The sequence below is a fragment of the Paenibacillus sp. FSL R5-0908 genome, assembly GCF_038006245.1.
GTDB lineage: Bacteria > Bacillota > Bacilli > Paenibacillales > Paenibacillaceae > Paenibacillus_AQ > Paenibacillus_AQ odorifer.
On sequence record NZ_JBBOUV010000001.1, the window covers coordinates 6,446,291 to 6,466,317 of the forward strand.

19 protein-coding genes are annotated in these 20,027 nt (G+C 44.2%); 6 read left to right on the forward strand and 13 right to left on the reverse strand.

Going from position 1 to position 20,027, the window contains the following annotated elements; genetic code table 11:
- Positions 1–240: 240 nt before the first annotated feature.
- Together MKZ09_RS29185 and MKZ09_RS29190 are read left to right on the forward strand one after the other, a co-directional pair.
- On the forward strand, positions 241–738 hold the full coding sequence (locus tag MKZ09_RS29185; protein ID WP_038573324.1) for a YtxH domain-containing protein: 498 nt from the start codon (positions 241–243) through the stop codon (positions 736–738).
- 148 nt (positions 739–886) lie between these two features.
- Entirely contained in the window at positions 887–1,219 is a 333-nt protein-coding gene (locus MKZ09_RS29190) for a DUF5665 domain-containing protein (protein ID WP_036680215.1), read from the forward strand.
- Between the two features lie 189 nt (positions 1,220–1,408).
- On the opposite strand, the gene MKZ09_RS29195 is transcribed toward MKZ09_RS29190, so the two are convergent.
- The 9 genes from MKZ09_RS29195 to MKZ09_RS29235 form a co-directional block, all read right to left on the reverse strand.
- Entirely contained in the window at positions 1,409–2,179 is a 771-nt protein-coding gene (locus tag MKZ09_RS29195; protein WP_036680216.1) for a sigma-70 family RNA polymerase sigma factor, read from the reverse strand.
- Positions 2,176–2,631 carry an anti-sigma B factor RsbW gene (gene rsbW, locus MKZ09_RS29200; RefSeq protein WP_036680217.1) on the reverse strand — a complete coding sequence of 152 codons (456 nt, stop codon included), beginning with the start codon at positions 2,629–2,631 and terminating at the stop codon, positions 2,176–2,178. The genes MKZ09_RS29195 and rsbW overlap by 4 nt, the downstream gene beginning before the upstream one ends.
- Positions 2,632–2,649: 18 nt before the next feature.
- Positions 2,650–2,988: an STAS domain-containing protein gene (locus MKZ09_RS29205; RefSeq protein WP_036680220.1), complete on the reverse strand. Its 339-nt coding sequence runs from the start codon at positions 2,986–2,988 to the stop codon at positions 2,650–2,652.
- Between the two features lie 96 nt (positions 2,989–3,084).
- Entirely contained in the window at positions 3,085–4,755 is a 1,671-nt protein-coding gene (locus tag MKZ09_RS29210) for a response regulator (RefSeq protein ID WP_076136973.1), read from the reverse strand.
- 21 nt (positions 4,756–4,776) lie between these two features.
- Complete coding sequence (locus MKZ09_RS29215; protein ID WP_076136975.1) at positions 4,777–5,643, reverse strand: CheR family methyltransferase; 867 nt, start codon at positions 5,641–5,643, stop codon at positions 4,777–4,779.
- Positions 5,644–5,722: 79 nt separating this feature from the next.
- Entirely contained in the window at positions 5,723–9,391 is a 3,669-nt protein-coding gene (locus MKZ09_RS29220; protein ID WP_076206717.1) for a response regulator, read from the reverse strand.
- Between the two features lie 2 nt (positions 9,392–9,393).
- Complete coding sequence (locus MKZ09_RS29225) at positions 9,394–10,560, reverse strand: SpoIIE family protein phosphatase (RefSeq protein WP_076206693.1); 1,167 nt, start codon at positions 10,558–10,560, stop codon at positions 9,394–9,396.
- 237 nt (positions 10,561–10,797) lie between these two features.
- A complete protein-coding gene (locus MKZ09_RS29230; RefSeq protein WP_076136978.1) occupies positions 10,798–11,322 on the reverse strand; it encodes a hypothetical protein in 525 nt (174 codons plus the stop codon).
- A 59-nt stretch (positions 11,323–11,381) separates the two neighbouring features.
- Positions 11,382–11,888: a DUF948 domain-containing protein gene (locus MKZ09_RS29235; RefSeq protein ID WP_036680224.1), complete on the reverse strand. Its 507-nt coding sequence runs from the start codon at positions 11,886–11,888 to the stop codon at positions 11,382–11,384.
- 189 nt (positions 11,889–12,077) lie between these two features.
- Between MKZ09_RS29235 and MKZ09_RS29240 the strand changes: the two genes are divergently transcribed.
- Both MKZ09_RS29240 and MKZ09_RS29245 read left to right on the forward strand, forming a co-directional pair.
- Complete coding sequence (locus MKZ09_RS29240) at positions 12,078–12,245, forward strand: DUF1328 domain-containing protein (RefSeq protein ID WP_036680225.1); 168 nt, start codon at positions 12,078–12,080, stop codon at positions 12,243–12,245.
- Positions 12,246–12,468: 223 nt separating this feature from the next.
- A complete protein-coding gene (locus tag MKZ09_RS29245; RefSeq protein WP_036680226.1) occupies positions 12,469–12,846 on the forward strand; it encodes a hypothetical protein in 378 nt (125 codons plus the stop codon).
- A 221-nt stretch (positions 12,847–13,067) separates the two neighbouring features.
- Here MKZ09_RS29245 and MKZ09_RS29250 read toward each other — a convergent pair whose 3' ends face one another.
- Complete coding sequence (locus tag MKZ09_RS29250) at positions 13,068–14,141, reverse strand: C40 family peptidase (RefSeq protein WP_076206691.1); 1,074 nt, start codon at positions 14,139–14,141, stop codon at positions 13,068–13,070.
- A gap of 204 nt (positions 14,142–14,345) precedes the next feature.
- Positions 14,346–15,215, reverse strand: a complete 870-nt coding sequence (locus MKZ09_RS29255; protein WP_076136984.1) for a cation diffusion facilitator family transporter — start codon at positions 15,213–15,215, stop codon at positions 14,346–14,348.
- A 134-nt stretch (positions 15,216–15,349) separates the two neighbouring features.
- On the opposite strand from MKZ09_RS29255, the gene MKZ09_RS29260 reads away from it, so the two are divergent.
- Complete coding sequence (locus MKZ09_RS29260) at positions 15,350–15,535, forward strand: hypothetical protein (RefSeq protein ID WP_036680230.1); 186 nt, start codon at positions 15,350–15,352, stop codon at positions 15,533–15,535.
- 328 nt (positions 15,536–15,863) lie between these two features.
- Here the strand turns inward: MKZ09_RS29260 and MKZ09_RS29265 are convergent, their stop codons facing one another.
- Positions 15,864–17,489, reverse strand: coding sequence for an ABC-F family ATP-binding cassette domain-containing protein (locus MKZ09_RS29265; protein WP_036680232.1), 1,626 nt, complete (start codon positions 17,487–17,489; stop codon positions 15,864–15,866).
- A 155-nt stretch (positions 17,490–17,644) separates the two neighbouring features.
- Entirely contained in the window at positions 17,645–18,610 is a 966-nt protein-coding gene (locus tag MKZ09_RS29270) for an MBL fold metallo-hydrolase (RefSeq protein WP_076206689.1), read from the reverse strand.
- Between the two features lie 223 nt (positions 18,611–18,833).
- Here MKZ09_RS29270 and MKZ09_RS29275 point away from each other — a divergent pair, with 223 nt between their 5' ends.
- A complete protein-coding gene (locus MKZ09_RS29275; protein ID WP_076136988.1) occupies positions 18,834–19,970 on the forward strand; it encodes a virulence factor in 1,137 nt (378 codons plus the stop codon).
- Positions 19,971–20,027: the final 57 nt, after the last annotated feature.

Below are 20,027 nucleotides of genomic sequence, written 5' to 3' on the forward strand. Positions count from 1 at the left end.
AAATTCAATCGTGGAAGGATGGAGACATATGCTGCATATCACAGCCTGTCTTCGCCCTTCTTTTTGCGCATAAACAAATACTGATAAAGCCTCAAAAACGCCGTTTATATGACCTAAAGCCATCTAGGTTACCGTATCCTCCCTTAACCTCCCGTAATCTCCCCCTTGCTCTTCAACTGTTTCAGCCCATACGCCAAAGTTTATATACGAAGTAAGATAAATTATAAGGAGTGATTGGTGATGAGTAACGTAGAACATGAAGTAGAGAACGGAAGCAGCTTATTAAAAGGTATCTTTATTGGTAGCTTAATTGGTGCCGCAGCAGCCCTGCTATTTGCACCAAAGCCTGGCCGTGAAATGCGCAGTGATCTGTCAGATAAACTTTCTCTAGCTACAGACAAGACCAAAGAAGTTGCTGGTGCCGTAACTGACAAAACCAAAGCTATTGCGACAACCGTTGGCGAAAAAGCAACCGATTTGGCTAGTACGGTATCAGATAAAGCCTCTGATATCTATACCACTGTCAGTGACAGCAAACAACAGATTGCCGCCACTCTTCAAGAGGCTGGAAGTAAAATTGGTGACACTGTAAGTGAAGCCTCAAGCAATGTAAGCTCGGATGTTAAAGACGCCTCTAAAGACGTAGCTGATGAAGCCAAAGCATCCTCTAAAGAGGTTGCCAATCAGGCTAAGGATGCGAAAGAGGATGTAAAATCCTCCTATAAATCCAATTACTAATCTGCGGCATCATGCAGCTATCACTTTAACAAACAACAGCCAGCTGACCGCAGCTGGCTGTTGTTTAGTTATACCTTTATTCACATCAGCAGATACAACTAGACATTTAATTAATGCCCGTTCGGGCTATAGAAAGCAGGGATGGCGCATGGCAGATTCAAATAACCAAACAAAACCTTATGAAATTGATGAGCATCCTTTCGAGTTGCGACATGAAGTGAAACGCTTAAACAGTCGTCTTGATAAGATCGCTCACTCCCTGGAAAAATCAGAATTCAAAGACATTCTCGACAACTATTCAGATCCGAAAAAAAGAATCATCACAAACCTGATGGCCGGTATATCTCGGGGACTTGGATTATCTCTCGGAACATTTGTAGTCCTTGGTTTATTAGGCTACATTCTTAGTCTTTTTCTTAATGTTCCAGTAATCGGAGAGTATCTTGGGGAAATTAAAAAATACATTGATGCGAATAGCTAACCGCAAGACTATCGATCTATTCCCCAACTATCGACCGCTTCCCCCGCTTGTCCGTCTAATCCTCTAGGTTGGACGGACAAGCGGGGGAATAAGTCTACAACAGTACACAAATAAAGGACATGCGGGTCTCCAGTCAGCGGAGAGAGGCATGTCCTTATCGTCGAAAATGTATATTACCCATACAGGAACTCAATAGGAAGAGTTGGCCATAATCTGCTTTAACTTCTCAGTGGCCCGCTTCTGTATGCGTGAAACGCTCATCTGTGATACCCCCAGCTTCTGGGCGATCGCCCGCTGGGATTGTCCATCTTGGAACGCTAACAGCAGCACCTGCTGCTCCTGTTCCTTCAATTGACCTAGTGCTTGTTGCAAATCCATGCGTTTCTCTACGGTCTCGTAATCATTTGCGTCAGAGCTGATAAGCTCGCCTAGTGTGGCTCCTGTCTCCTCTTGAGAAAGGGGCGAGTCTAGGGAGACGTAATGATAACATTCTCTGCCCGCCAGTACTTCTACAGTTTCTTCAACAGACAAATCAAGATAATGAGCAATCTCATCCACCGCAGGCGAACGTTCCAGCTTCACTGTTAGTTCGTCAATCGCGTGTTGAACAAGTGCTCCCTTTTCTTTAATCCGTCTAGGTACCTGTATGTACCAAGATTTATCACGCAGGAAATTCTTCATATGTCCAATCATGCTTTTCATCGCATAGGGCTCAAAAGGGATTCCAAGGCTAATATCATATTGCTGTAATAACCGGATGAGCGCCATTTGCCCGACCTGATATAAATCCTCATACAAGTCGGGGCGGTTGCGAGAAATTTTTCCAGCAGCCATTTTTACCATAGGCTCATATTTCTGAATCAGCACTGTTGCGCGTTCATTATCCTTAGTCTGCTGATATTCCCAAATTTGGGTGACTGCTTCATTCATGGACTCGGGGGGAGTCACCTTATCACTCATACCTTTTCCTCGCTAAAGTTAAGGTGCTTCTTCAAAGTTACTACCGTCCCTCTTCCGGCCTCACTTACGACGCTCACGTCATCCATCAACGCTTGCATTAAGTAGAACCCTAAACCGCCGACCTGAACGTCACTTAACTCTTTATCATGCAGTGTCATACGCTCACTGGACGAGTCTTCCAAACCGTCAAAGCTCTCCCCCTCGTCTTTGACTGTAATGGATAGGGCACTTTCGCCCACCTCAAAGATTACATCAACCATTCCGTCTTGTTGTCCATAGGCGTACAATACTGAGTTGTTACACGCCTCTGATACAGCTACCTTCATATCTTCAATATCTTCGTAGGTGAAGCCCATTTTTGAAGCAATACCATATAAATTCAACCTAACAATATCCACATACTCTGCGCTAGCCGGCAGCTGAAGAATTACTTTTTGCACATCATCACTCATTCTTTGTTCTATCCTTTCCTAGTGGGAATTCTCTTGGGAGGCAAAAAACTTGGTTATACCAGTCATGTCAAACAGCTTCTGAATTTGGGGAGGAACATCCTCAACCATAAACTTAACGTCCATACCTTGTCTTGATTTCAGAATCGAAAGTAGAATACCAATACCCGTGCTATCGATGTATTTTAATTCTTTAAGATTTATTACTAAATCATGCTTCGTATCACCTACAAGCGGCTCCATTACCAAACGGAAATCGGAAGCAACGGATAGATCGAGTTCACCATTCAGGAAAACCGTACATACATTTTCTTTTGTCTCTGTCTTAGCGTGAAACTTATTACTTTTATGCGTGTTCATAGACGATCTCTCCTGATAAATATTTTCTATATTAATAACCTCATAGTCCTACCTTTGAAACAAATAACATTAAAATATAAACTAGTAAATCTTGGGTTACGCCTGAAAAATAGATGTATCTGGTTCAACCATCCGATTATCGCTGCTAGAATACCGAGAGATAATCTGCTTAATACTGCTCATCTTAAGTGGCTTGCTGATATAGTCATCCATTCCTGAGGCTTTACAGCGATTCTGGATGCCATCCATGACATTCGCAGTCATTGCAATAATAATAGTCTTCTCAGCCGCCGAACCGCCTTCTCGACGGATTTGGGCGGTTGCCTCCAGACCATCCATTACTGGCATTTGGAGATCCATAAAGATAAAATCATAGGGCTGCTGAAGCGCCATTTGCACAGCCTGTTTCCCGTCCTCAGCCATATCCGCTTCATAGCCGAGCTTATCTAGCATGCTAACCATCAGACGCTGATTGATAGGATGGTCATCTACAACAAGGATTCGGCTTCTGCTCTCCTGATTAAGAAGAAGATGAGGCGATTCCTCTTCTTGATAACCTCCTGTTAAATCTTCTCCAGGTACGGATGCTTGAATCGTAAAAATAAAGGTAGCTCCTTTTTGCTCCATGGATTCTACCCGTATTTCTCCGCCCATCATGCCTACAAGGGATTTACATATGGCTAAACCAAGCCCTGTCCCCCCGTATTTCCGCGTCATTGAAGAATCCAGCTGTGAGAACGGTTGGAACAATCGGTCGCATTTCTCTGGAGAAATACCAATCCCTGTATCCATGATCGTGAACTCGACTTCTACCTTGTGCCCAGATGTTTCTTTGATGGAAGCGACTAAATAGACACCGCCCTGATTCGTAAATTTAACTGCGTTAGCAATCAGATTAATTAATACTTGGCGTAGACGAGCCATATCTCCATATAAAAGTCTAGGCAACTTCTGATCGATAAAATAAGCGAGCTCCAGGTTCTTTTTTCCCGCTTCCACCGAAAAGAGGCTGAACACCTCTTGAATACATGTACGAAGTTCGAACAGCTGCTCTTCGATTTCCATTTTACCGGATTCCATTTTGGTGAAATCAAGAATATCGTTTATAACCGTAATCAACGTGTCTGCACTTTTCCGAATGATCTCGGAATACTCCTTCTGCTCAGGAGCAAGGTCAGTCTCCATTAATAAATCAATCATACCCACTACGCCATTCATAGGTGTACGAATCTCATGACTCATCATAGCCAGAAATTCCGACTTCGCTTTGGAGGCGATCTCTGCCTCTTCCTTAGCCTTCACGAGCTCACTATTTATGATTTCCAGCTCTTTCGTCTTTTGCTGCAGCAGCATGGTCTGAGTCTGATGTTTCTTGCTCGTAATATACATCTCGACAAAACCTTGTATCTTAGACTTCAGAATTTGTGGAATGAAGGGCTTGACCATATAATCAATAGCCCCTGCAGAATAGCCCGCGAATAAATGCTCCGCTTCCTTACTATTCGCAGAGATAAAGATAATCGGAATTTCCTTTGTTTTTTCTCTGGCTTTAATCAACTTTGCGGTCTCGATCCCATCCATACCTGGCATCTGCACGTCCAGTACGATGACAGCAAAATCATACCTTAACAAACACCGCAGCGCTTCTTCGCCGGAGGTGGCTTTGACTAGCTCATAATGCTGGCTTTCAAGTACCGCCTCCAGCGCCAGCAGATTTTCAGGACGGTCATCTACTAGTAGTATATGAATTGGTTCTTGAAACCCCATAGGACCACCCTCCTTCATGCGTTATTTTATGTTACGGTATATTTTTTCTACTCTGTCCAAAGACTCATAACAATCGCTGTACTTCGTAAAGTGAATGGATTCTTTAGAGCCTAGAACAAGTATTCCAAAACGACTTAAACTTTCATGAAACAAGCCGTGAACATGATCCCTCAGCTCATCATTGAAATAGATCATCACATTGCGGCAGAAAATAACATTAAACTCATTAAAAGAAGTATCTGTAGCCAAGTTATGCTCAGCGAATATAATGTTTTTGCGTAAATATGGCTGTAAAATAACCGAGTTATACTTCGCTGTATAGTATTCAGAGAATGCCCGGGTACCTCCCGCCTCCAAATAATTCTTAGTGTATTGCTTCATTCTGCTAATATCATAGACGCCTTCCTTAGCCTGCTGTAAAGAACGCTCATTCATATCTGTGGCATAAATCCGAGCCTTATCGTAAAGCCCTTCTTCATGAAGCAGGATGGCCATAGAGTATACTTCTTCACCAGTGGAGCATCCAGCATGCCAGATACGAATATAGGGATAAGTCCTCAACAACGGAACTACCTTCTGGCGAAACGTTAAAAATAACCCCGGGTCCCTAAACATTTCGGTAACCGGAATGGAGAGACTATAGACAAATCGTTCAAAACAGGCACGATCATGCAGTACCTTTTCTTGCAGCGCGGATATGCTGTGTACATTCTCCGCATGCACATGATGCCAGATACGTCGCTTCAAAGAAGGCAACGCATAATTCCGGAAATCATATCCATATAAACGGTGTACTCCATCAAGGAGCAGCTCGATCTCAATTTGCTCCAACTCGTCACTTCCTGCCATAACGGGCTGCTCCTCATATCCGTGTTCTATCGCTTTCATTGTTATCCCGACTCCCTTATTAACACACCGTAATTCTAGTCATGTTAGTTCTTAAAAAGGTATTACCCCAAATTTGAGTTTACGAATACAACCAGACACGCATTAACGAAAGAAGTTGACCTGTTGCGATCGGTTTCTTCATATAATCAGAAGCTCCCGCTTCAATACATTTGGCGCGATCCTCTTTCATTGCTTTGGCGGTAAGCGCAATAATAGGCAGTTTCTGATATTGCGGCATTTCACGGATTCGGCGCATAGCTTCATATCCGTCCATTTCCGGCATCATCATATCCATAAGCACGAGATCAAAATCTTCTTGCTCTACCAGCATTTCCAGCGCTTCACGTCCGTTCTCCGCAAACTTCACTTCCATGTGGTATTCTTCCAGTACACTAGAGAGTGCAAAAACATTACGAATATCATCATCGACGAGCAGTATTTTCTTCCCTTCGAATAACTCTTCTTTGTTATGCAGCTTCTGCAATATTTTACGTTTATCTTCCGGAAGATTAGCTTCTACCCGGTGCAAGAACAGCGTTGTCTCATCCAGTAGTCGTTCCGGAGAACGAACATCCTTGATAATTATGGATTCAGCGTACTTGCGGAGCTGTGTCTCTTCTTTGCTATCTAAATCCTTACCTGTATAAATAATAATAGGAAGATCGTTTAATTCCTCATCATCACGAATCTGATCCAGCAGTTCAAAGCCGTTCATATCCCCAAGCATAAGATCCAGAACCATACAATCATATCTCTGCTTACGCAGCTCCATCAGTGCCTCGTTGCCGGTTGATACTGCTGTGATAGCTACATCATCATGACCGATCAATTCCATAATGGAACGACGTTGAATCTCATCATCTTCTACAATCAGAAGGTACTTCACAGTGCTGGACGTATAATTCTCAATTTGTGAGAAAGCCCGTTCCAATGCTTCTCTTGAAGATGGTTTTCTTAGATATGCCATAGCTCCCATCATCAATCCTTGCTTCACTTCATCGTTCACAGAGATAACATGAACAGGAATGTGACGGGTCTGAGATGCACTTTTAAGCTCTCTAAGGATGGTCCAACCGTCCATTACAGGCAGCTGTATATCGAGAATGATCGCATCTGGCAAATAAGTTTTTGCCATCTGTAGTCCAATATCGCCTTGAAGCGCTACTAAGCCTTTAAATCTGCGACCACGAGCCATGTCTAACAAGATTTTCGCAAAGCTTTCATCATCTTCAATAATAAGCAGGACTTTGTCATTCGCCGTCAAATTGTCACGGTCATCCTCAATTGTCAGTTGTGGAAGGGGTACGTTAACGGCTGCTGGCACTAAGGTTGGAAGCATGTCTCCAATATATTCATCATATGTTGAATCCTCTTTGGACACAGCAGCTTCTATTTCTGCAGGTTGTTTACTGTAATTTGCCTTTACCGGTAAATACAAAGTGAAGGTACTGCCTTGTCCCTCACGGGATTCGAGCACAATAGCTCCACCCATTATACGAACCAATTCACGGCTGATCGACAATCCCAACCCCGTGCCTCCATATTTACGGCTGGTTGTTCCGTCTACTTGCTGGAAGGCTTCGAATACAATATCTGTTTTGTCAGCCGGAATACCAATGCCACTGTCCTTCACAGCAATAGCAATATATTCATTATCACTCGGCAGATTTAGTGGCAGGAGATTACTATCTGCCGGGCTAACTGAAAACTCGATAAAACCTTCGGTTGTAAATTTAAAGGCATTGGAAAGCAGATTTCTTAAGACCTGCTTCAACCGATGACTATCGGCAATTACGCTATCTGGCAGCGGCTCGTTAAAGGCTATCCGTAAGGAGAGTCCTTTTTTGATCGCCTGTGGAGCAAAATTCTGCTTCACAAAGCTTTTCAGCTCAGTCAGTTTAATTTCTTCATGATTCAGTTCCATTTTTCCTGCATCAACCTTGGACAGGTCTAAAATTTCATCAATCATCTTAAGCAGGTCAGCACCTGACATATAAATCGTATGGGCAAATTCAACCTGCTTCTCCGTTAAATTACCATCCTTGTTCTCGGTAAGCAGCTGGGACAAAATCAGCAGACTGTTGAGCGGCGTCCGCAATTCATGGGACATGTTCGCCATAAATTCCGATTTATACTTACTAGTCACGGATAATTGCATAGCCTGTTTCTCTAGCTGAACCTTAGCATGCTCAATTTCATCTTTTTTCTCCTCGACCTCCTGCACTTGCTCCTCTAGTGCACGAGTCTTGGCGACGAGTTCCGTATTGTAATGCTCCAGTTCCTCCTGCTGACGTTGCAGCAGTTCTTCTGAACGCTTAAGCGCATCCGTCTGCTCTTCCAAATTCTCATTGGAACGACGCAGTTCTTCTTGCTGAGTCTGCAGCTCCTCTGACTGACATTGCAGTTCTTCCGTAAGTGCCTGTGACTCACGCAATAATTTTTCTACAGTCAGACGACGACTAATATTATTGAAAATAATGCTTAAATTATTCGCAAGTTGTTGCAGCAAATCATTTTTCAGACTGCTAAATGGCTGGAATGAAGCGAATTCTACTACACCGAGCAGCTCGTCTTCAAAAATAAGCGGATGAATGGAAATATATCCTGGCTGTGAATCCACAAAGCCGGATTTCACGGAAATGTAATCTTCAGGAGCCCGCTCTAATCTGATTGGGTGCATATCAAGCGCACTTTGTCCTACGAGTCCTTCTCCAATCACAAAACCTTCCTTTGGTTTCTTATCGCTATCTACTGCATAATAACCACTGCTTCGCAGAAAATCGGGACGGTTAGCATCCTTCAAATATACTGCCCCAAACTGGGCTCCCAGCACAGGGGTGAACTCGTTGATAAAGGTCTGTGAGACCTGATCCAATGAGCTAACCCCCCGGAGAAGTTCTGTCACCTGAGCAACATTTGCATTCAGCCAGGATTGATCATTCTGTGCCTGTGCATAAGCCTGTTCCATTTGCTGTTTCTCTTCAAGATCTAACGCCATTTTCTTAAAGACAAGGGCAACCTCACCAATCTCATCTTTCGAAGTAACCTTTATGCGCCTTATGGCCCGAATTCTGCCGTTGCCAAAGCTGGTAATCATCATCGAAACGACGTTAAGCCCCCGCGTAATGCTTGGAATGATCCATAGAACAACTCCAAGGCCAAGTAACAGACCCACAATCATCATCAAGATGACCATTTGAGTAGAGCTTTGATAGGCATCTTTAGCTTTTGTGCTCTCTTCATTCATAATAAAGGCATTATAATCAGAGAGACTGTTCAGAGCATTTAACACGGCATTCTGAATCGCTTGTCCCTCTGTGTTAGAATACGTGCTGGCATTCTGGAAATAACCAGCTGATAGCAGCTTCAATATTTTTTCCTGATAATTTAGATAGATCGTATAAGAATCATCAATTTGATTAACGATCTGCATCTCTTCAGCGCTAGTCATTGATTCTTTTATTTTGTCGTAGTGCTCATTAGCCTTAGCTATTTTTTTATCAATCTCTTTTTTTTGTGATTCTACTGTTGATGTATCAGCGCTTAACATGGTCGTCGTTAATATTCGCGCCATATCATTCACTTCTCCACGCATACCTGAAGAAGAACGTCCCTTCATATATCTATCCTGGTAACCCTCAAGCTGACCATTCATATAATCCAAACGATCGTATCCAATCATAGTAAGTGCCAGCATAATCGCCAGCATCGCACTAAAACCAATTAAGAGTTTAGCCTTTATTTTCATCCTCATTCTGTTCCCTTCTTCAGTGAGATCCACACTATACATTTGTCATCGTCACGCTCTTTAGGAACATCAGCATTGAAAAAAGCAGCCCGTATAGTTTCTTCCTTCCATTCATGCTCAACATTTAAATGCTTAATCATGAATTTCAGCTGCTCTTCCTGTTCACCCTCAACCAGCTCCAGCAGACCATCTGTATAGAGAACCAAATGCCCTTCATCTTGATAGGTCAAGCTCTGTGGCTGAATATCGATCCGTTCAAACAGGCCTACAGGGTGACAATTGCTTTCCAGCAAGACCGGAGTCTTGGCTGCGCCCTCAAAAAATAGCGCAGGTGGATGCCCGGCGTTAACGTAGTCAATACGCTTTATACGAGTGTCGATCACAAGATAAATCGTCGTAAAATAGTATTGAATCAGCTTTTTCTCAATATAAAGTTGGTTAAACCTTCGATTGAGTTCCTGAATTACCTTTTCCGGCTCTACATAAGTAGTTACCGTGTCCTTTAATACTGACGCAAGGAACATGCAAAATAGAGAGGACGATATACCGTGTCCCATAATGTCCAGGAGGATTACGCCATATCGGCCATCCCCAAGGGGATACCAGGCATATAAATCACCCGCCAATTCAGAGGAAGGCTGATAGATAGCATGCACCTCGAAATTCTCTTCCTGCAGGGGTAGGCTGAGTACAGCATTCTGCACGAGTGCAGCCAGTCTCAATTCCTCCTGAATCCGCTGATCCCGTTCCTTATGCCAATCTTTCTCACTTTTCAACCGCAGAGCAAGCCGAATCCGGGCCATTAGCTCCACTTTATTAATAGGTTTCGTAACATAATCTACTGCACCTGCATCCAGCGCTTCGGCCAATTTTTTAGAATCGCCTACAGCTGTAACCATTATTATTGGAATATCCTTAAGATGATCGTATTGCTGCACAACACGACATGCTTCGATCCCATCCATTTCTGGCATCATCATATCCAGTAAAATCAGATCAATATCTGACATCCGGGGACGTCCATCTTCACTTCCCGAACCGATTCCAAGCCGTTCCAGCATCTCTTTGGCAGAGGATGCGGTTACGAAATTTCGGTAATCTTCTTTTTTCAGGATTTCACGGATAATGATAACATTAGTCGGATTGTCATCCACGATTAAGATTCTCATCATCTTCACCTCACACGAGTAGTATTACGACCGTAAAATTCTGCAAACCTATTAACTATATCATACGCTATTTTACAGTGTTATTTCTATTTTCTTAATATGTAAATATAGTCATAGGATCAATTTACGTATTCAGCAAAGTAACCTCCAGCCCCACTAGGTATAGTGGGGCTGGAGGTTACTCTATTCTAAAGACAGCCTATGTTTATTAACCAATTTGCTCAAATATGAAACACATTAGGAAGAAATACTATCAAATAAATCAATTCCTTCAAATTCACCCGCCAAATTTCGATATATTTTGAGTGCATTATTCCCTCTCAGATATACATCCCCATCTTCGGCTATAAAATACGGTTTGCCCAAAGTATCTTGCAGATTATCTGTTAAAGGATCGATTTCTACACCATCTACATATAAACCGAACTGCTGTGCTTGCGGAGGTGCAACATGTACATAAAGTACAACACCCTCGCCCACACCCACTGTCACATCTGCGTAATGGTACTCCACTGTCTCTAGCAATGGATCATTTGTCACCGCAAGCGGATTGCCTTTGGTCAGAAGCAGTTCTTCCTTTGTGGTGTATAAAGCGACACCTTGGAGAGAATCAAAGCGATTTATATACGGGCTGGATCCTGAAGCATGTTCAAATGCGAGAACCGACTTAGGTTGTTCAATAAAAGTAGAGATAGGCGCCAACTGTGGAGACGCATCAAAGTATGGGAAAAGAAGACCAAATAAAAGGATCATCATGTTCATGTTGTGTCCCACCTTTCTTATCTGCAGCCACCGATTACAGAAGCCTTACTATCTTATGCTTAATGACGAAATTTCTTCCAAAGAGTTGCAGCTACGTCTACACCTTTTAGCACTGTAGCTATTTTTCCCGGGGACTTCTCAGCATAAATGGCATCATAGGAGTTAACAGTACGTTCTTCAGCAGGAGTTAGCGGAGCTTCTTTTATAGAGACTTCCTTACTCTTCTCCTTCAGCTCACGCGATTTACGATATTTCTCAATCACCGTGACTGACACTTGTTTGACCGTTAAGGTCAGTTCATTCATGACATCACCCAGATTCTTGACAGAATCGATAACTGGGTCAATCTTTTGAATCTTATGCTGTACATCGGCAGTGATTTCATTTGCGTGTCTGACCGTCGTTTTCACTTCATAAGTAAGCTCATCCATCGTCTTCTGTACTTCCACCAAGGTTTGGCTGACTTTGTCGAGTGAATCCTTTGCCGACTTTAAGGTTTTAATTAAAAAGAAAACAAGTACTGCGAATGCAATTGCCACGAGAGCTACACTAAGTTCAATGATCATATTCATAACCCCTTCCATATCTCATAAATATCGGCTAATCAGCCTTGTATACTGCATAGTTACCCCTGGTCCCATAAGCCGAAACATCTTGTCGAGCGTTGTCAAGAGTCCCTCTTCCCTTTTGTTTCAAAATCAAAGTCCCCGTTTATACAATGACTACATTAATCAAAAAAGGATAGGTGATATGTAATGTTAAAATGGTCCGCAATACTACTTGTAGTCGCAGTAATCGCCGGAATCTTTGGTTTCTTCAACCTTGTAGCTGCCGCTGCTGGTCTGGCTAAGATTTTGTTCTTCGTCTTCCTGGTTCTGTTTGTAATTTCTCTCTTCACGGGACGCAGAGGTAGATCTATGTAGTAGCCTCTCATTTTAATGGTGTGACTTTCGTATCCCTCCCATATCTATCCATGTATCTTATTCATCATGCAGAAAGTATAGGTCATTCCTGCACGGATGTCACTTGAGAAAATAAGAAATGTTGAATGGGTGGTTCATCACGCATCATTTACGTTTACTAGCATATTAGCAAACAGCGCTTTTGGAAAAAAATACATCCAACCCCCACTAGGAGGAACTAAACATGAAAAAAATCGCCAGCCTTACAGTAGCCTTAGGACTTATGGCTTCCATTGCTGCTACAGCTTCAGCAGCTGAAGTAACTAACACTACTACGGATCCTGCAACCGTAACTGGAAGCACTTACAGCAATTCTTTTGAAACCATTATCACTCCAGCGGATATGATTCCAGCAACACCACAAATAGTGCTGACCGAGAAAACACCTTTCTACTTTTCCGTCGGAGGTATAATTCCAGCAGGCTGGCTTGGCGTTCAGACTCTTGATACAACAGGTGAAGTCATTTCGGACACTTGGGGTAATGAATGGAGAGAAATTTACACTTGGTTAGGAAAAGCATGGGTTAAGGTTCCTGTCACAGCCAATGTGATCTTACCTTAATTTTCAATATGCGAAAAAAGGGTGTCCCAAGAGCCAAGAAAATGGCCGATGGTACTGCCCTTTTTTTATGTGGAGAGTACATATTCTGAACAGATAAAACAGGAAGAGCTACCCCCTCAGTAGAGAATTCTACTAAAAGGATAGCCCTCTTGCGCGTACGCCCGCCATCGTTCACCCGTCACAAACATGCGATGCTGTCGCTTCCTGCATTTTTCATATATTTAGCGAATGACCGAACCTCCGTAGAGAAAACGATTCATCCAAGAAGCGCTTAGTTTATCTACTCTTACCCCGCCTGAAGCTACGGAATAAGTTTGTAGAACTTGTCCATCTCCTAGATACATTGCAACATGCGATATTCTAGCTGTAGATTTGTCGATTCCCTCATAAGAAGAAGCTGAATTCCCCTTATAATCCATAAAGAACATTAAGTCGCCGCGCTTCAAATTGGAAATAGACGTAACCACCGTACTATTCGACTTCACCCAATCTCCCTGTTGACGGGAATCCGCCGGCAGTTTGAGATTGGCAGCATCCATAAAAATTTGCCGGATGAAGTCCGAGCAATCAAAGGTGCTTGTATCATTTCTGCTGGAGCCATACTCATAAGGCGTTCCTAGATATCCCATGCCCGCAGCAATTACCCGTTCGATTTGAGCTGAAGCCCCCGGTGTTGTTATAGGTGGATTGGGTGTAGGTGTAGGTGTAGGCGTTGGTGTTACCGTTCCAGATCCCCCACCGTTTCCTGAAAGTGTACTATATTGTTCGCTTGAACTTATATATCCGATGCTACCATCCGCCGCTTTAACTTGATACCAGTAACTGTTAGGCTGTGCCAGAACTTCTACTTTTTCTCCCTTATTCAAAAGCTTCATTACTTTTCCGCTTGTTGAAGGTGAAACCCGAAGATTCACACCATACTTAATGGTGCCAGTTTGTGCCGATGGTGTCGTTACTGAAGCAGAGGATACGCTGATATACTTATCTCCTGCACTTGTATAACCCACTGAACCATCAGCCGTTTTTACTTGATACCAATAGCTGTTAGGCTGCGAAAGGATCTGCACTTGATCTCCCTTTTGCAAGTACTTCACTATTTCTCCGTCAGTAGAAGGGGTGCTGCGAAGGCGAACACTAGCCTCGATCACACCTGTTTGAACGGCTGAAGCTGCTGTAACTGAATTAGATGAACTTGAGGCTGCCGCTGCTTGTCCAGGAGCAGATACTCCTAAACCTGCAACAATTGCAGCAGATACTAACAAAGATGCTGTAATTTGCTTATGTGATTTGATCATACGTTCCCCCAAATTCCATGATGAGATTTCAATAAAGGATTGTGCTACATTATTCCTTTATGCCCTCATTATAGGCTTGCCCGGGATTTGGAACATGCTCCAAATTTCACATATAATCATGCCACTTTATGGTAACATACAGGTCTAAAGTCTTGATTTCTCCTTGAATATGTGTGTTTTTTCCTTAATATAGCATTTTGTAATTTATTTTTTAGGCTCCACGTGCACCTGCACATTCATAATATTATGCATTTTGCTCATTCTTTCTTCGATGGAATCACTTATTTCATGACCTTCTGTCACAGAAATATTCGCATCCACCTCCACTACAACATCCACATGCACATGATTACCATGAACCCGTGCCTTCACATCTTTAATCTCTTCTACTCCCGGCGTTCGAGCAATCGTACTGCGTAGATCCATCAATTTATCTTGATCAAAGCCATCCGTAAGCCGATAAGTCGAATCACGAAAAATATCCCAAGCGGTCTTGGAGATAATGAGTCCGACAAGAACAGCTGCTGCGGAATCAATCCATGGCAAACCAAACTGTGCGCCTACAATCCCAACTGCGGCTCCAACACTGACCATTGCATCAGAAAAATTGTCCTTAGCCGCTGCCATAAGTGCTCCACTGTTAATTTGTTTGGCCAGTCTTTTGTTATATATGTATACCCCCATCATAGCTACTGCACATACAATAGCCACCCCTGCCGACCAGAGCTGTGGCGTTTCTTTTGTACGATCGAAAAAGGACCGCACCGCCTCCACAATCACTTGAATGCCCACTACCGCCATGATAAAAGAAGCCAACAACGCCGCTACGGTCTCTGCGCGGAAATGCCCGTAAGCGTGGTCCGAGTCAGGTGGCTTCCGCGAAATCCGTAACCCCACCAGCACAGCTATGGATGCCACGATATCTGTTAAATTGTTGACCCCGTCCGCTACGAGTGCGCTAGATGCAAATAAATAACCACAAACCAGCTTAAATGATGATAGGATGAGGTAAGCCGCTATGCTCACCCAAGCTCCTCGTTCGCCTTTACGTATATCTTCGTAAATATCAGTCATTCTTGGCTCCCCCTCTTTTCCCCCGATTATTTAAAATACGGAAAAGAATTCTTTCAATTATTCTTGCCCTTGTGGCAGCATTTAAAAACAATTAGAATAAAGTGTAAGGACTTGCTTCGAAGGAGGTTATCATAATGAGCGAAAGCAACGATAAAGGAAAAATCAACTTAGCGGAAGCTATCCGTAAAAAACTGGAACAGAAGAAGCAACAATCTTCCTCCAAACCTGGATCCACATTTCAGGCCGGTTCCGCCAAACCGCTAAAAAGCCAAAATAACAAAAAGCCTAACAACCAACGCCGTCGTACTGGCGGATCTTAGTATTTACTTATACTTAAACATAAACGGCTGCGAATCCCTCGGGGAAACGCAGCCGTTTATACGTTCGTCCTGCCTGATAGGATGGATTAGAACTCTTCAAATTCATAACTGCTTCTCTTTATTGTACGATTAGCCAGCTGAAAACATGCGCTTTGGGAAACCTCAAGGGCTAAAGACTCCTGTCTTGGAAGCCCCGCATATACTCCCCGTAGAATTCTACTTATTAATAACTTTTCAAAATCGAAATTATAAAGACAGCTACCCTGATCCTAAAAAGGATTAGAGTAGCTGCTTCATGGGGTTCCTTCCGCATAGCGGAATTTAAATATTATACTTCTACAGGATACATGCGCTGGCGCATTTCCTTAATTTCTGGATTCTCCAAATATTCATCGTAGCTCATGGAGCGATCAATTACACCTGTAGGTGTAATCTCGATGATGCGGTTAGCAATGGTTTGGATGAACTGATGGTCATGGGAAGTGAATAGAATCGTGCCATCAAAATCGATCAGCCCGTTATTCAGTGCCGTGATGGATTCCAGATCCAAGTGATTGGTTGGTTCATCGAACACAAGCACGTTCGCGCCGTTGAGCATCATTTTGGCCAGCATACAGCGAACCTTCTCGCCCCCGGACAGCACACTTGCTTTCTTCAGTGCTTCTTCTCCGGCGAACAACATACGGCCCAAGAATCCACGCAGGAAAGTTTCGTCCTGATCTTTAGAATACTGGCGTAGCCATTCTACAAGATTCATTTCCACACCATCGAAATAGCTGGAGTTGTCTTTCGGGAAATACGCTTGAGTTGTAGTTACTCCCCATGTATATTCTCCCGCATCCGCTTCTTGCTCTCCCATAATCACATCAAACAGAAGGGATTTAGGCTGGGAGTAAGGGCCTACAAAAGCAATCTTATCCCCTTTGTTTACTACAAAACTGATTTCATCAAGAAGCTTTTCACCTTCAACCGCTTTGGACAAACCGCTGACTGTCAGCAATTGTTTACCCGCTTCACGTTCAGGTTTGAAGTTTAGGAACGGATATTTACGGTTGGACGGACGAATATCGTCCAGTGTAATTTTCTCAAGTTGCTTCTTACGTGATGTCGCTTGTTTAGACTTGGAAGCATTGGCCGAGAAACGCTGGATAAATGCCTGCAATTCCTTGATCTTATCTTCCTTCTTCTTGTTCGAATCACGCTGCAAAGCTTGCGCAAGCTGACTGGACTCATACCAGAAGTCGTAGTTGCCGACGTACATCTGGATTTTGCCAAAATCAATATCCGCAATATGCGTACATACTTTATTCAGGAAGTGACGGTCATGGGATACGACGATAACAGTACCTTCATAGTCCATGAGGAAGTTCTCTAACCAGCCAATAGATTCGAGATCCAAGTGGTTGGTAGGCTCATCTAGCAGCAGGTTATTTGGACGGCCAAACAAGGCTTGCGCCAAGAGTACCCGAACCTTTTCATTGCCGCTCAGTTCGGCCATTTTTTTGTCATGCAGTTCACGCATAATTCCGAGACCAATCAGCATGGCAGCTGCATCTGGCTCAGCATCCCAGCCGTTAAGCTCAGCGAACTCACCTTCAAGCTCTCCTGCACGCAGGCCATCCGCTTCTGTGAAATCGGACTTCGCATAAAGCGCGTCCTTTTCTTTCATAATTTCATAAAGACGTGTATGACCCATAATTACGGTCTCAAGTACTGGGAATTCATCATACTCAAAATGGTTCTGTTTGAGTACTGCGAGACGTTCGCCTGGTGTAACATGTACCTCACCGGTATTTGCTTCGATCTCACCAGACAGAATTTTCAGAAAGGTTGATTTACCGGCACCATTGGCGCCAATCAAACCGTAGCAGTTACCAGGGGTGAATTTTATGTTTACATCTTCAAAGAGAGCGCGTTTTCCGTAGCGGAGTGTTACGCCGCTTGTGCTAATCATTACGCATTACCATCCTTTTCACTTAGGGTTTCGGCTCATTATAGCATAAATAGAGAGCAAAAAGCCCGTAAAATAGCCTTTTCAGCTGTTCTCTCCAATACTAAAGTTATTCCAGCTGCTGTACAGAGGTCGCCAGTTAGGAGGAATTTTTTCAATTATTGTCCAGTTATGCGATTCTCGGGTTGTATAACAAGCGTTTCGCCATAGCTGAGCGTACGGATTCTTTCTTCAGAAATACCCTGTTTAGACCGGGCACTTTCCATCCGATCCAGCGCTTCCCGGGCCGTATCATCAGCAAGTCTATAGGTGCCGTAATGCATCGGAATCATGGTCTCCGCTCCAACATCTACAAATGCTTGTATAGCCTCTTCAGGGGTTACATGCTGCGAGGTCATGAACCACTCCGGTTCATAAGCTCCAATCGGCATGAGTACAACATGAAGCTTATAGCGGCTCCCAATCTCCTTAAAACCCGGAAAATAACCGCTATCTCCTGCGAAATAGAGGTTTGGGGGCAGCTTGTCGCTATCCGATTCGATCGGCTGCAGAATATATCCTCCCCAATGAGAAGTGTTCGTGTCCCAAGGTGTTCTCCGCGTCCAGTGCTGAGTCGGCACGAAGGTAAGCTTAATTTTACCCAGCGTATTTTCCTGCCACCATTCCATTTCTATGCAGTTGCGAAATCCTTTGCGGAGCATCTTTCGTTTCAAGCCTATAGGAACAACAAGGGTTGTCCCTGCTCTATATAATTTACGGATAGAAGCCATATGCAAGTGGTCATAATGAGAGTGCGAGATCAGAATCAGGTCAATGGGAGGCACTTCGCTGAGCGGAATCCCGGGTTGCCCCAATCTTTTCTCAAAGCCCAGTCTTCTCGCCCAGATTGGATCAGTAATGATATTCATCCCTTCATATTGAAGGAAAAACGTTGAATGCCCAATCCACGTAATGGTAGTCTCCAGGCGATTCTCCGCCAGATAAGCTAACCTCGGTGGCGTACTTGGCACTACATATGAATAATCTTTTTTCTTCCGTCGACGTTCCTCCCGCCACTTACGAAACTCTTTAAGTGTTTTATCGGTACTCACATTGTCGAGGTTATTGTAGCGAAATTTAGCCATAGAGCACCTCATCTTTAGAAGTTTGCCGAGCACGCTTTACTTTAGCGAATATAATACAACTATATTGAACGGCAGAGTATTTTGCAAAATATACAAGTTACTTGGTAATGGTGCGCCCTTTTTCCGCAAAATATCTAAGTACCCTTTTGTGTTTCACGCCAGAAATGAGATAATATGTGTATAAAGTATGGCGGTGCATATACCGTTCAAGGGGGAGCTACGTATGAAGATTACTTTTATTGAACCGACTCCAAGTCCAAATACGATGAAGCTTCATTTGGACGAAAGTCTGGAACCTGGAATTCGCAGAACCTATACACCAGAAAGTGAACGTTCCGCACCTGCCTGGGCACGCGAAATGTTAACGATACCGGGCGTTATTAGCATCTATCATGCTGCTGACTTTGCAGCGCTCGAACGCAAGGGCAATGCGGATTGGGCAGCGATTCTAAGAGAAGTTCAGAACCGCTTCGGCAACAGCGAAGGCTTAAATGACGATTGGAATCTAGCCGATGAGAACGCTGGCGCTCATTTCGGCGAAGCTCAAGTCTTCGTCCAGATGTTCCGCGGAATTCCGCTGCAAATCCGCGTTAAGACCGGCGCGAATGAAGAGCGCATCTCCTTAGCAAACCGCTTCACGAAGGCGGTTATGGATGTGGCTAGCGCCGTGATGATTAAAGAGCGTAAGCTCACTGATTACGGCGTGCGTTATGGCGAGCCCGCGGAGATTGCACGCGAGGTGGAGCAAGAAGTCGAAGCGGCGTATCCGCAGGAACGCCTCGACTCTCTCGTGCAGCAAGCCATTGCGCACGGCGCCGAAGGCGAGTTCGTCGAGCAGCGACGAACCCGCAGTCAGGATGAGCTGCTGCGAGACCTGAAGCATGAGGATTGGCGCGTGCGCTACGCCGCGCTGGAGGATCTAGCGCCGACGGCGGAGCTCCTGCCGGAGCTTAAGGCGGCGCTGCACGATCCCAAGCTGCATATTCGCAGGCTTGCGGTCGTATATCTAGGCGACCTTCGCACGCCCGAAGCGATGGAGCTGCTCTATGAGGCGATGGCAGACAGCGCACCAGCCGTGAGACGTACGGCAGGCGATACGCTGTCCGACATCGGCGATCCTGCCGCCACGCCAGTGATGACGGCAGCACTGACGGATAAGAGCAAGCTTGTCCGCTGGCGCGCAGCTCGTTTCCTCTATGAGGTGGGCACATCCGATGCCCAAGCAGCGCTGTCAGTTGCGGCAGAAGATCCGGAATTCGAGGTTGGACTTCAGGCCAAAATGGCTTTGGAACGTATCGCTTCCGGTGAAGCTGCTGCCGGTACCGTTTGGCAGCAAATGTCAGAGCGTCGTCGCAGCTAACATTCCCTACCGGATTTTGTCATTGCTTGCCTTGCGAACTTGCTTTATACTAATCCC

Bases quoted from the DNA above. Each gene is read 5' to 3' on its own strand.
- MKZ09_RS29185 (WP_038573324.1), top strand. From the start codon at position 241: ATGAGTAACGTAGAACATGAAGTAGAGAACGGAAGCAGCTTATTAAAA.
- MKZ09_RS29190 (WP_036680215.1), top strand. From the start codon at position 887: ATGGCAGATTCAAATAACCAAACAAAACCTTATGAAATTGATGAGCAT.
- MKZ09_RS29195 (WP_036680216.1), bottom strand. From the start codon at position 2,179: ATGAGTGATAAGGTGACTCCCCCCGAGTCCATGAATGAAGCAGTCACC.
- rsbW (WP_036680217.1), bottom strand. From the start codon at position 2,631: ATGAGTGATGATGTGCAAAAAGTAATTCTTCAGCTGCCGGCTAGCGCA.
- MKZ09_RS29205 (WP_036680220.1), bottom strand. From the start codon at position 2,988: ATGAACACGCATAAAAGTAATAAGTTTCACGCTAAGACAGAGACAAAA.
- MKZ09_RS29210 (WP_076136973.1), bottom strand. From the start codon at position 4,755: ATGGGGTTTCAAGAACCAATTCATATACTACTAGTAGATGACCGTCCT.
- MKZ09_RS29215 (WP_076136975.1), bottom strand. From the start codon at position 5,643: ATGAAAGCGATAGAACACGGATATGAGGAGCAGCCCGTTATGGCAGGA.
- MKZ09_RS29220 (WP_076206717.1), bottom strand. From the start codon at position 9,391: ATGAAAATAAAGGCTAAACTCTTAATTGGTTTTAGTGCGATGCTGGCG.
- MKZ09_RS29225 (WP_076206693.1), bottom strand. From the start codon at position 10,560: ATGAGAATCTTAATCGTGGATGACAATCCGACTAATGTTATCATTATC.
- MKZ09_RS29230 (WP_076136978.1), bottom strand. From the start codon at position 11,322: ATGAACATGATGATCCTTTTATTTGGTCTTCTTTTCCCATACTTTGAT.
- MKZ09_RS29235 (WP_036680224.1), bottom strand. From the start codon at position 11,888: ATGATCATTGAACTTAGTGTAGCTCTCGTGGCAATTGCATTCGCAGTA.
- MKZ09_RS29240 (WP_036680225.1), top strand. From the start codon at position 12,078: ATGTTAAAATGGTCCGCAATACTACTTGTAGTCGCAGTAATCGCCGGA.
- MKZ09_RS29245 (WP_036680226.1), top strand. From the start codon at position 12,469: ATGAAAAAAATCGCCAGCCTTACAGTAGCCTTAGGACTTATGGCTTCC.
- MKZ09_RS29250 (WP_076206691.1), bottom strand. From the start codon at position 14,141: ATGATCAAATCACATAAGCAAATTACAGCATCTTTGTTAGTATCTGCT.
- MKZ09_RS29255 (WP_076136984.1), bottom strand. From the start codon at position 15,215: ATGACTGATATTTACGAAGATATACGTAAAGGCGAACGAGGAGCTTGG.
- MKZ09_RS29260 (WP_036680230.1), top strand. From the start codon at position 15,350: ATGAGCGAAAGCAACGATAAAGGAAAAATCAACTTAGCGGAAGCTATC.
- MKZ09_RS29265 (WP_036680232.1), bottom strand. From the start codon at position 17,489: ATGATTAGCACAAGCGGCGTAACACTCCGCTACGGAAAACGCGCTCTC.
- MKZ09_RS29270 (WP_076206689.1), bottom strand. From the start codon at position 18,610: ATGGCTAAATTTCGCTACAATAACCTCGACAATGTGAGTACCGATAAA.
- MKZ09_RS29275 (WP_076136988.1), top strand. From the start codon at position 18,834: ATGAAGATTACTTTTATTGAACCGACTCCAAGTCCAAATACGATGAAG.